Below are 12,185 nucleotides of genomic sequence, written 5' to 3' on the forward strand. Positions count from 1 at the left end.
GTCACCGCCAGCGACGTCAGGCCCGCACCCGGATTCGTCGGATCGACCGGCGCAACCAGACCCGAATCCTGCAACTGACCCAGGTTCACCGCGTCTTGACGATCCGTACCATCCGCCACGTGCTTCAGTTGCGTCGGATTCGTGCCGTCACCCAGCGTCACCGAACCATAGTTCGGCGTGCCATCCGCATTGCGGTCGTACGTCACCGCGGCGATCGCCTTGCCATCGTCGCCGATCAGGCCCGAGCCCTTCAGCTGGCTCACGTTCACTGCATCCATGTCGGCAACACCCGCCTTCACGTTTGCAAGCGTCGTGCCGTCCGTGCCGCCCAGCGTCACCGAACCGAGGTTCGGCGAACCGTCCGCGTTACGGTCATACGTCACCGCAGCAATCGCCTTGCCGTCGTCGCCGATCAAGCCCGAATCCTTCAGTTGGCTCACGTTCACTGCATCCATGTCGGCTACACCGGCCTTCACGTTTGCCAGCGTCGTGCCATCTGCACCGCCCAGCGTCACCTTGTCCTTCGATTCGCCGTCGTACACCACGGCCGCAATCGCCTTGCCATCGTCGCCGATCAGGCCCGAGTCCTTCAGCTGGCTCACGTTCACCGCGTCCATGTCCGCGACACCGGCCTTCACGTTCGACAACGTCGTGCCGTCCGCGCCCTTCAGCGCGACCACTTCGAAGTTCGGCGAACCGTCACCATTCGTGCCGTAGGTCACAGCCAGCGGATCCGCACCGCCGCCACCCAGGTTGGACAGCGCATTCAACGCATCCCCCACGTTGCGATAGGTCGTCCCGCCAATGGTGTACGTCGGATTCACGATGGAACCGTCCGTGCCGACCGATGCATTGCCGCCAAAGGCTGCCACGGCATCCTTCAACTGGCTCACGTTCACCGCATCCGTGTTGGCCGTACCGCGCGCGACATAAATGATCTGACGCTGCTGCCCCGACGAACCCACCGAGATCGAGTTCAGTCGATCCGCAACCGAACTCGAACCGAGCGCAACCGAATTCGTCGCTGCGGCCTGCACCTGCGCGGCGCGGCCGATCGCGACCGAATTCGTCGCGTTCGATGCAACGTTCGACAGCGTACCGAGCGCGACGGAATCGGCCCCTGCCGCGACCGACGTACTGCCAAGCGCAAGACCGTTGGAACCCGATGCACTCGAATTCAGGCCAAGCGCGACCCCGTAGTTGCCGGCAGCGACCGCACCATTGCCGATTGCCGTGGCGCCCGTGCCGGTCGCGTTGCTGTTGGCGCCGAACGCCATCGCATTGTTAGCCCTCGCGTTCGCGCCCGCACCAAGCGCAATCGAGCTGGTATTGGTCGACGTTGCGCCCGCACCAATGGCGATGCCGGTCGTGCCACTTGCACCGGAATCGGCACCGATTGCGACACCATACGATCCCGCCGCAACCCTCGCGTTGTCCGAACCGTCACCCGCGCCGTCCACCTTCACGTACGGATTGTCGACGTTCGCAACAGCCTTGTTCAACTGCCCGAGGTTCACGGCATCCGTTTCCGCCGTACCGGCCGCAACGTTCGCGATCTGGCGAGTCTGCGCTGCCGACCCGACCGAGACGACATTGTCTCGATCGGCCACGCTGTTCGCACCCAATGCCACGGAATTCTGTTGATTGGCGATCGCACCAAAACCGACTGCCGTCGCACCGACTGCCGTCGCCGAAGTACTGGCGCCAAGTGCTGTCACATTCGAGCGAATGTTATTGGCACCGGTTGATGCCAGGGCACCTGCGCCAATCGCCGTCGCGGCCGTTCCCCCGGCCGAAGCGCTCGAGCCAACCGCTACCGCGTAATCGGCATAAGTACCTCCCGGCGCACTGAAAGAATCCGAACGAGTACCGTTACCGATGGCGACATCCCGATATCCGGTCGCCGTCGCGGCCAGATGAGCGGTGCCGCCAGAGTTCACCTTGATGTATGCGTCGTCGAGCGCAGCCATCGTCCCGATCGACTCCGTACCAATCGAATTCGTCGAGAACCGCTGATCAAGCGCCGCCACCTTGGTATTCACATCGTCGATCGCCGATTGCGTGCTGGTCGACACGCCGCCGACCAGTGCGTTGACCTGACCAACCGTCGCCGCATCCGACGCGGCATTGCCGTCAGCCAGGTTCGTGATCCGGCGCGTCAGGCCCGTCGACGAGTTACCCACCGAAATCGTGTTGATCTCGTTCGCCACCGAACCGAGGCCGAGCGCCACCGCGTTCAGCGCCGTCGCCTGCGCGGCGACACCCGTGCCGCGACCGCCGATGTACGGGTTGCTGCTCGTGCCCGCATCCGCCACCGCCTTGTTCAGCTGGCTCAGGTTCACCGCATCGTTCGCGTCCGTCGCGTCCGCCACGTTCTTGAGCTGCACCGGCGGCGCCGTGCTCGATCCGCCCAGCGTCACGCTGTTCTTCGCCGAGGTGTCGTACACCACCGCCAGCGACTTGCCCGTCACCGGATCGATCACGCCGCCGTCATGCAGCGAATCCTCCAGCGAGCCGACGCGCGCGTTCGTCGCGAACAGTTGCGAACCGTTCACCGCATCCGTGCTCTTGTCCGACAGCGTACCTTCCGCCACGTTGGTGATCTTGCGCTCGTTGCCGAGGCTGCCGACCGAAACGGTGTTGCCCACTGCGACCGACCCGTTACCCAGCGCGACCGCATTTTCGCTAACCGCCGACGCATTGGCACCCAGGGCCACCGCGTTCGGCACCGCAAGCGCGTTATTGCCGAGCGCAGTTCCGTGCTCGCCGGCCTGCGATTTCGTACCGATCGCAACGCCGTTCGTGCTCTGCACATTCGCACCCTGACCAATCGCCACGCCGCCTTGCGAAGCAATCGCGGAATTGCCGATGGCGACGCCATTGGCCATGCCAGCGGTGGCGCTGCTGCCGATCGCGACGCCGCCTGCGGCGAGGGTCTTCGCGTTCGAGCCGACGGCCACCGAGCCTGCGCCGATGGCGCTGGCGTCGTCGGTGCCGTCAAGCGCGCCGTTCGCCTTGAAGTACGGGCTGTTGCCGTCGACGTTCGCAATCGCAGCGTTCAGCTGTGCGACGTTCACCGCGTCGGTGTTTTGCGTGCCGGCCGCGACGTTCGCGATCTGGCGCGTCTGCGTTGCCGACCCGACCGAGACGACATTGGCTCGATCGGCCACGCTGTTCGTGCCCAATGCCACGGAGTTCCCCGCATTGGCGTTCGCACCATAACCGATGGCCGTCGCACCGACAGCCGTCGCCGCAGTATTGGCGCCAAGCGCCGTCACATTCGAGCGAATGTTATTGGCGCCTGTCGATGCCAGGGCCCCTGCGCCAATCGCCGTCGCGGACGATCCGCCGGCCGAAGCGCTCGAACCAAGCGCAACTGCGTAGTCGGAAATGGAATTGCCCGGCGCGCTCAAGGCATCCGAGCGAGCACCGTTACCGATCGCGACATCCCGAAATCCGGTTGCCGTTGCGGCCGCATGAACAGAACCGCCGGAGTTCACCCTGATGTACGGATTGTCCGCCGCCGCAATCGCAGCGTTCAACTGACCGAGGTTCACCGCATCGGTGTTTTGCGTACCGGCCGCGACGTTCGCGATCTGGCGTTGCGATGTCGACGTGCCGACCGAGACGGTGTTCGCGCGATCCGCAACGGAACCGTAACCAAGCGCAACCGCACCATTCGCGCTTGCCGCAGCGCTGCGCCCAAACGCGGAAGCGTTCGTTGCGGTAGCCGCTGCGCTTACACCAACCGCGGTCGTTTCATTGGCGGTCGCGCGCGCGAGTGTGCCGAGCGCCACGCCGTTCTGCGAGGTCGCCACCGAATTGCCACCCAGCGCGACAGCCGAGATCGCCGTGGCGCTCGCGTTCGGACCAATAGCCGTTGCGCTATTGGTCCCGACGGTGGCGGCCGCGTCCCGCGCATATGTCCCGGTGCTGAAGGCCACATACTTGTCATCCGTTGCCGCAATCGCCGCGTTCAACTGATTCAGGTTGACCGCATCCGTGCCTGCCGTACCGGCAGCCAGGTTCTGGATACGGTTGTTCGTCATGCTGACGGTATTGGCAAAATCCGTCGCACCGGTGACGTGAACGCCGTTGGCACCGTAAAGCATCAAATGACCGTCTCGGCTGCCTGCCACCGATGCGGTGCTGACCGTTGCGCCGGTCCCGGATGCGCCATTCAGATCACCGCCGTTCCCCAACAAAAAGGAAGGCGCGTGCCCCTGGAGGGACGGATTGTTGGTGCCGATAGGCGCGCAGTTCGCGTTCACCGTTTGACCGGAGTAGCCGAACGTATGGCCAGTCGCCCCGTTCGTGCCCCCGCACAGGTTCAGCGCACCATTCCCGTTCGCCGTCTGCGCGTCCGCGTCGATGATGAACCCGACGCCGCCGACACCTGCCATGACCGCGACCGCGGCCGTTACCGACGAACGCATCGTCGAGTTCGATTTCTTGCGCGCACGCACCGTTTCGGCCGCTGCGACCCATGTACCTGTCTTCGGATTCCAGACGGTTCGGTATGTCTTGTTCACGTCGATTGCCTCTTTACGAAAATGTGAGACGAGATTGGAGCTACGTGAGCCAATATATTTTTTACAAGTGCTTTCGATAATCAGACAGCTGGCCGACATAAAACTTAATTTGTAAGACTGGTCCGAATATGACGATGCCTGACAGTTATGCGAGGTAAACACCACACGGCACTTCGCCAAAACGCTGCATCGTTTGACACGCGCGCCGGTCGCGCTTTATAAACGCAGCGCGCAGGCCATCTCGTAACTAGGACCAGTCCTACCACCCTGAGCGATTTGCTTCGGACTGCCCTACATACCGGCGGCCCTGCCATCCCGATAATTGGCTCGTTCCCCGAGCCGGCAGCGCAATCGCCTGCCATCCCACACGGCTTACGGATATCGCTACGCGTCGCGATTCTCGAACGGCACTCGCCGTCCGCCTCGCGCGCGGCCCCCGATTTGCGCATTGATTTCACGGTATTCGTCCCATGCCCATCCGAAACCTGTTCGCGTCCCCGGTGGATGCCAGCGCGCCGTTCGCGTCGATCGACGGCGAGGCGCGCGACCTGAGCCTGCTGCACCGCTACCAGCGCTTCACGCTGTACGGGGGCGCGGCCGTGCTGTCGCTCGTGATCCTGTTCGCGACGAGCGTGCTGCTCGACGGCTCGGTGCACGACTACATCGCCAAGCGGCGCGAGCTGTTCACCACGCACAAGGCGCTCGTCGAACTCGAGATCGATGCGAAACAGGCATCGGTGCGGCGCTCGGTGATCAACGCGGAGCTGCTGTGGAACAGCCACCCGCACCATTCGCACAGCGCGGCGGACGCGCTCGCGCGCGACGGCCACGTCGTGCTGTCGCCGTTGCGCAACGTGAGCGACATCTTCGTGGCCACGACGCCTGAAGCGCTGACCGGCGGCGACGCCGACAAATACGTGCAACTGATGGAGCGCCTGACGATCTCGGTGGCGGCCGCCGAGCGGCAATCGGGGATGCCGCTGTCGGGCTACGCGTACAGCCCCGAGCGCAACGTGCTCGCGATCACGCCGCCGCCGTCGATGCCGTATCGCGACGTGCTGGAGCACATCGGCGTGGCCGACACGCGCGCGCTGATCGATCGCCTCGCGTTCAACATCGCCGACTGGTCGAACCCGGCCGTCGCGCGCTACTGGCGCGCAACGCGCCGCATCGCGTGGGAGCCGCCCGCGATCGACCCGCTCACCGGCAAGAAGGTGTTTCGCCTCGTCGAACCGGCGTTCGACGGCCCGCGCCATTTCATGACCTTCGTCAGCGATCTCGACGTGAACGTGCTCGACGACCGGCTGAAGCAGGCGCCGGAGGACGCGGTGGTGATGCTGGTCGACCAGGCCGGCCGCGTGCTGCTGGACGAGGACCGCACGCGCGCGTCGATCGACGGCGCCGCGCTGATGCGCCACGCGCTCGCCGAGAACGCGTGGCGGCGCGGCCTCGACCGCTTCGACGAAAGCTATCTGCACGGCGTGTTCACGATCAGCGACCGAATCGCCGACACGGGTTTCGCGATCGTCTATGCGTATTCGTGGCGCACGATCGCGATCGCGATCTGGCCGACGATCGTGCGCGAGTTCGGCGTGGCCGCGCTGATCCTGGCCGTGCTGTGGACGCTCGTGATCGCGTTTGACCTGAAGGTGTTCGCGCCGGTTTTCCGCCGCTCGCGCCGCGTGTTCGAAACCGACGAGATGAGCCGCGCGATCATCGCGACCTCGCCGTTCGGGATCGTGCTCGTGTCGCTCGACAGCGACGCGGTGCTGCTGCGCAACCGCATGCACGAACTGTACGAAAGCGCGGCCGGCGAGCCGCCGCTGCACGAGCGCCTGCTCGCGCGCTACCGGCAAGGAGCCGACGGCGCGCCGGTGCAGCTCGACGTGGAATTCCCCGTGACGCTCGACGACGGCCGCGCACGTGACCTGCTCGTCAACTTCGTGCGCGTGCGCTACCGCGGCAAGGACACGCTGCTGTGCGGCTTCTCCGACATCACGACGCGCGCCGACACCGAGCGCGCGCTCGACAGCGCGAACCGCGCGAAATCGACCTTCCTCGCGACGATCAGCCACGAGATCCGCACGCCGCTGAATGCGATGCTCGGCAATCTCGAACTGCTCGACAAGGCGCCCGACCGCAATCGCGAGAAGTCGCGGCTGCACGCGGTCACGTCGGCCGCGCGGATGCTGCTCGACATGCTGAACAACGTGCTCGACATGACGAAGATCGAGGCCGACCGGATGACGCTCGAAGCGACCAGCTTCCGCATCGACGAGCTGGCGCGCGACATCGTCGAGCTGTTCGAGCCGATCGCGCGCGCGAAAGGCGTGGCGCTGCGCGTCGACGTCGATGCGCAGGCCGAGCGGCCGTACGTGGGCGATCCGCTGCGGGTGCGGCAGATCGTCGTCAACCTGGTCAGCAACGCGATCAAGTTCACCGATCGCGGCACGGTCGCGCTCTCCGTGACGGCGCCCGCGGCCGACGGCACGCCGGTGATGATCCGCGTCAGCGATTCCGGCATCGGCATGACGGCCGCGCAGCTCGAACACGTGTTCGAGCCGTTCGCGCAGGCCGACGAATCGATCGCGCGCCGCTTCGGCGGCACGGGCATCGGCCTGCCGCTGAGCAACCGGCTCGCGGAATCGATGGGCGGGCGCATCGCCGTGGACAGCGTGCCGAACGTCGGCTCGACCTTCGTCGTGTCGCTGCCGCTGCCGCTCGACCATCAGCACGGGATGCAGCCCGCGCCGGCCGGCGGCGATACGCCGGACCTGCGCGTGCTGTTCGTCGACGACAACCCGGTCAACCGCTCGCTCGTGCACGACCAGCTCGACGTGCTCGGCTATCGCGCCGACGTGGCGTCGAGCGTCGCGGAAGCGCTCGATCTCGTCGAGCGGCACGACTACGCGATCGTGATGACCGACCTCAACATGCCGGGCCTCGACGGCTATGCGCTCGCGCGGATGCTGCGCGAGCGCGGCCGCGCGCTGCCGATCCTGGCCGTGACCGCGCATGCGGAGCCGGACGAGATGCGGCTGTCGAAGGAAGTGGGCATCGACGAGATCGTCACGAAGCCGACGTCGCTGCGTTCGCTCGAACAGGCGATCGCGAAATACACGGGCCCGTGGCGGCCAGGCCGCGCACTGCTGCCGGCGCCGGCCAGTACGCGCGGGCCGCTGCCGCGCGACCTGCGTGCGGCGCTGGCCGATGCGACGAATCGGGCCAATGCGGCGATCGCGCGGGCGCTCGAATACGGCGACCTGAAAGCCGCCCGCGCGGAGATCCACAGCATGCGCGGCGCGTTCGCGATGATCGGCGAGCGCGACGTGTCGGGCCTGTGCGCGTCGCTCGAAGCGCTGGCGCTGGCCGGCGACGCGGTGGCGTTCGCGCGGGAGTTCGAGCAGTATCGAAGCCGCGCCGAAAGCGCACTCGCGCGGCGCGCCGAAGCAAGCGCGGAGCAGCGTGCCGACCCGCTCGCGATGGCGGCGGCAACGAAGCAGTAAGAATGGAGGGAGAGCGAGGCGGGCATTCGGCTCGCTTCGATTCGTCCGGATGACGAAGGAAGGAAGTGCGCGGCAACCGTGGGCCGGTGTTCGACGCTCGCATGAGGCAGCGTGAGGAGTAGTGCTACAACCGACGTAGCGCGCATTACGGCCGGGCCCAACGACCGCCGTCGAATATGCGTCACGGTGCCGCGCAAACCAAGCTTACCGTCACGGGATGCCGTATCCAATAGGACTGAACCGATTTGCGCTCGGATTTTTTCCCGTCAATCAACCACCATTCGTTGACGGATGGCGGCCGGTTCGTCGTTTCGCGCGGTCACGCCTGGATCGTCGACGTCTCGCGTGCATTCATCGTCATGGTGAGCGGCGAATGAGCGCGTCGTGATGTGTGCCATGGGTACATCGAAGCGATCGTCCGACACGCTTTTCAACACATTGGTGATGAAACGAAGATGCGGCCAGCCAACGCAAGCGCCGCGAAAGCGTTGACCAGCAAGCATCCGAGCCATAGACCTGATGGCCGGTTCTGCAGAAACGCAAATAACCCGCACCCGAAACCGTTCGATCTTGGCTACAGTGGTTGCACGTTTTCGCAAGGAGGTTCAGGTCATGTCGCCACGCCATGCATGTGACGAAGTGACGATCGGAATCCAACGCGTAAACGAGCGCGGCCTGCAGATGTAGGAGCACCCGCAGGCCGCTGACCACAACCAACTCAACCAAGGAGTTGACCATGGCTGACGCGAATCATAGCGCACCATTTATTTTCCAAGACTGTTTCGTCAACACTCAGACATCGTCTCAATCTCGCCGCATCGTCCCGCACCTGAGGCTCACCGATATGGCGCCACCTGTCCTGCATCTGTGGATGAAGCTGTCCGGCCGGTGGATCGAGGCAGCGGGTTTCGAGCCCGAGCAGCGCCTGCAGATCGAGGTGTCGCACCAGCGGCTGGTGATCACGCCGATCGACGCCGCGGGCAGCGATCCTGTCGGGAAGGTCGGGAAGCATGGATTCCCCGCTGTCGAACCCGCGACGGAGCGGCGGCAGCGGCAGTTCTCGGTGATCACGGGGGAAGCACAATGAGTCACGACAATCAGCATCACGACGCCGACAACGTGCCGGACGATTTCGACTACTACGACGTCGGGGAACTGGCGGCCAAGTCTGCACTCGTGCTGAAACTCAACGCATTGATCGCCACGCGCGGCCTGAGTGAGGACGAGGCTGCGGCGCTCGCGGAAATGGTCCGGGCGGCGGTCACGCCCGAGCAGCGCGAGCGGCTCCGGAACGTTACGCTGGATCATCTGATGGTGATGCTGGCGGCGTTTGGCCAGCATGTGGAAATCGTGGTGCGGCCCGTGGGGGAATCGGGCCCGGCGGGTATCACGGTGTCGGTCTGACAGCGGGTGTAGCCCGATAAGGAAGGGGTAGCAGCCTTAAGCGCGCCGGCGCGCTTAAGGCAGTGTCAGGCGTCGGTGCCATCAAGGAAATCACGACTGCGGCCTGGCCGAACGGTCTGGACCGAAGCGGCTTCGGCGCCACACCCCTTCCATTTAACGTGGACGATTGTCACAGCCAATCGGAACAGGCTGATTCCGTCATCCGCGTTGAATCCGCAAAATAACCGCTGCCGTGATCATCGGCAGCGGCTCACCCAACGGATCGCCCGATCCGCCGTGCGCCTGATACACACGCCGATTGCCGTAGAGCAAATTAATTCAACTCGCGTCGTAAACTTCGAAGCCCGACCGTAAGGCCCTGATGGACGATTCCCGGCACGCGATGCGGCCGGTTACGACGCCGCGCCCGCGCGGCGCACCCCGGCTGGACGCCTTCAGCCTCAAACTCAATCGCCGACTGACGCTGTTCCAACGCGGCGCGCCTGAACTGTGGCTGCTCATCGAGACAGATCCCGTCGTCCACTCCTTTTGCGAGCGTCCGGGTTACGCGCAGCTCGGTGGACAACGTCATCTCGTGGATTTTTGGGTCCGCTATGCCGACCGCGAAGAGTGGGTCATCCTGTCCGATTCGCTCGCGGAGACGTCGCAGACCGCTGCGCGCCCTGACGACGAACGCATGGGCATGCCCATGCGTATGGTGACATCAACCGACCTCGCGGCCGGGCGCGCCTGGATCGACAACTGACGGCACATGCTGCCCTGTCCAGGCGTCGCAGGACTTGGCAGCCAGTTTCATGCGTGACGTCCGGACGCTGGTCGCGCTCAAGCGAGAGCTGTTGCCGGGCGTGACCACCTTCGTCGACAGCGTTCGACTCGAAGCGATCGACGACAAAGCTGATCGACTCGTGGTGACGACCTCGGTTGGGGACGAGGCGCGCTTAGTTCATTTCAATCTCGATTTCACGGGAACGCCGTCGTTCGGGCGACGCCTGTATCGCTTGCGCGACTGGACTGACGATCTTGCCGATTGGGTGGATCGGCTGCGTCGCGAGGAACAGTTGGCCGATAACGCGAAGCGTGAAGCCGCGGCGATTGGCGGCATGATGCGCGTCGAGCTGACCGGATGCCGCGAGGTGTTCGCATGCTTGCATTCGATACAGACGGCGCCGAGTGCCCGGCGGGTGACCGCCGAATGGGTCAACCTCGCCGATGAGATCGATGCGTAAATCAACAAGGTTCTTGCTCCGCTTCGATGATGAGCCACACGCGTTGGCCCTCCGCTCGACCTCCGGAGAGGCGGCCGGAAAGTCAGGGTGCCGCGTCAATCAGATGCGTCCGAAAATCCGAATTTGTGGTTTTCCGTCAACGGCTTGCAATTTCTGACAGTAATTCGTAATGCTTTCGATATGCTTGCGGCCAAGCATCCAACGAATGAGCGCGGGCCGCGTCGAAAGTATGAACAAAAATACGCATCGTCTGGTGTATTCCAGACTTCGGGGCATGGTGGTGGCCGTCGCGGAGACAGCGACGGCCGAGGGCAAATCGGCAACGGGCGAAGCACGCGCGTGGCGGCGGTCGTCGACGTCTGGCGCTCGTGTTGTTGTGGCGAGCGTCGCCGCGCTCGGCCTGCTGCCCACCCTGTCCGATGCGCAGATCATCCCGACGCCGGGCACCAGCACGCAGGTGATCCAAACGCCGAACGGCTTGCCGCAAGTGAACGTGGCGCGTCCGTCGAGCGCGGGCGTATCGGTCAACACCTACAATCAGTTCGATGTACAGAAGGCTGGCGCGATCCTGAACAACTCGGCCACGATGGTTCAGACCCAGCAGGCGGGCTGGATCAATGGCAACCCGAATTACGGCGCCGGGCAGGCCGCGCGGATCATCGTCAACCAGGTCAACAGCCCGAATCCGTCCCAAATTCGCGGCGCCGTGGAGATCGCAGGCGCGCGTGCGGAGCTCGTCCTGGCGAATCCGTCCGGGATTTTCGTAGATGGCGGAACCTTCCTGAATACCAGCCGCGCGACCTTGACGACCGGCGTGCCGTACTACGGCGCCGATGGTTCACTCGCCGGATACAACGTCAACCGCGGGCTCGTGACCGTCTCGGGTACCGGCTTGAACGCAACCGGTACCGATCAGGTGGACCTTATCGCCCGCGCTGTACAGGTCAATTCCGCCATCTATGCGAAGAACCTGAACGTGATCGCCGGCGCGGCCCAGGTTAATCACGACACGCTCGCCGCAACGCCGATCGCCGGTGACGGCCCCGCTCCAGCGGTCGCGATCGACGTGAGCCAGTTGGGCGGAATGTATGCCAATAGGATCGTCCTCGCATCGAACGAGTTCGGTGTGGGGGTCGCCAACGCCGGCGTCATCGCCGCGCAGGCAGGCGACCTGACGCTGCAGTCGAACGGTCGGCTCGTCCTTACGGGTAAGACCACGGCAAGCGGCAATATGGCGCTGTCGGCCGCGGGTGGCATCCAGAACAGCGGCACAACGTACGCGCAGCAATCGCTGTCGGCCAGCACGGCAGCCGATCTCACGAACAGCGGGACGCTCGCGGCGCTGCAAAATACGACGGTGAACGCCGGCAGCATCAATTCGACTGGCACGCTCGGCGCGGGCGTGAACAATGACGGCTCCGTCGCACACAGTGGCGACCTGAACCTGACGGCGTCCGGCCAACTGACCGCGACCGGCCAGAATGTCGCGGGCGGCAATGCATCGCTGACGGGCGGCA

Annotated in this window: 7 protein-coding genes and 1 pseudogene; 6 read left to right on the forward strand and 2 right to left on the reverse strand. The window is 64.7% G+C overall.

Features of this window, described 5'->3' with window-relative positions; all coding sequences use genetic code 11:
- On the reverse strand, positions 1-4,631 hold a 4,631-nt coding region (locus LGN17_RS36200; protein WP_264166183.1), incomplete at its 3' end, for an ESPR-type extended signal peptide-containing protein.
- A gap of 371 nt (positions 4,632-5,002) precedes the next feature.
- Between LGN17_RS36200 and LGN17_RS36205 the strand changes: the two genes are divergently transcribed.
- Positions 5,003-8,038: an ATP-binding protein gene (locus LGN17_RS36205; protein WP_226201528.1), complete on the forward strand. Its 3,036-nt coding sequence runs from the start codon at positions 5,003-5,005 to the stop codon at positions 8,036-8,038.
- Positions 8,039-8,304: 266 nt separating this feature from the next.
- Here LGN17_RS36205 and LGN17_RS36210 read toward each other — a convergent pair whose 3' ends face one another.
- On the reverse strand, positions 8,305-8,550 hold the full coding sequence (locus LGN17_RS36210; RefSeq protein WP_226201529.1) for a hypothetical protein: 246 nt from the start codon (positions 8,548-8,550) through the stop codon (positions 8,305-8,307).
- Positions 8,551-8,774: 224 nt separating this feature from the next.
- Here LGN17_RS36210 and LGN17_RS36215 point away from each other — a divergent pair, with 224 nt between their 5' ends.
- The 5 genes and pseudogenes from LGN17_RS36215 to LGN17_RS36235 form a co-directional block, all read left to right on the forward strand.
- Positions 8,775-9,125, forward strand: coding sequence for a SymE family type I addiction module toxin (locus tag LGN17_RS36215; RefSeq protein ID WP_226201530.1), 351 nt, complete (start codon positions 8,775-8,777; stop codon positions 9,123-9,125).
- A complete protein-coding gene (locus tag LGN17_RS36220) occupies positions 9,122-9,442 on the forward strand; it encodes a helix-turn-helix domain-containing protein (protein WP_226201531.1) in 321 nt (106 codons plus the stop codon). Before LGN17_RS36215 ends, LGN17_RS36220 begins: the two co-directional genes overlap by 4 nt.
- A 361-nt stretch (positions 9,443-9,803) precedes the next feature.
- Positions 9,804-10,187: a hypothetical protein gene (locus tag LGN17_RS36225; RefSeq protein ID WP_226201532.1), complete on the forward strand. Its 384-nt coding sequence runs from the start codon at positions 9,804-9,806 to the stop codon at positions 10,185-10,187.
- Between the two features lie 49 nt (positions 10,188-10,236).
- Positions 10,237-10,494: pseudogene (locus tag LGN17_RS36810) on the forward strand (Imm75 family immunity protein); the annotation flags it as partial.
- A gap of 403 nt (positions 10,495-10,897) precedes the next feature.
- Positions 10,898-12,185, forward strand: a 1,288-nt coding sequence (locus LGN17_RS36235) for a filamentous hemagglutinin N-terminal domain-containing protein (protein ID WP_226201534.1), incomplete at its 3' end; no start/stop codon positions are given.

The sequence above is a fragment of the Burkholderia sp. AU30280 genome, assembly GCF_020420125.1.
In the GTDB taxonomy this organism is placed as follows: domain Bacteria; phylum Pseudomonadota; class Gammaproteobacteria; order Burkholderiales; family Burkholderiaceae; genus Burkholderia.

Excerpts from the sequence above, each read along its gene's own strand:
- LGN17_RS36225 (WP_226201532.1), top strand. The coding sequence starts at position 9,804 with ATGGACGATTCCCGGCACGCGATGCGGCCGGTTACGACGCCGCGCCCG.
- LGN17_RS36210 (WP_226201529.1), bottom strand. The coding sequence starts at position 8,550 with ATGGCTCGGATGCTTGCTGGTCAACGCTTTCGCGGCGCTTGCGTTGGC.
- LGN17_RS36220 (WP_226201531.1), top strand. The coding sequence starts at position 9,122 with ATGAGTCACGACAATCAGCATCACGACGCCGACAACGTGCCGGACGAT.
- LGN17_RS36215 (WP_226201530.1), top strand. The coding sequence starts at position 8,775 with ATGGCTGACGCGAATCATAGCGCACCATTTATTTTCCAAGACTGTTTC.
- LGN17_RS36205 (WP_226201528.1), top strand. The coding sequence starts at position 5,003 with ATGCCCATCCGAAACCTGTTCGCGTCCCCGGTGGATGCCAGCGCGCCG.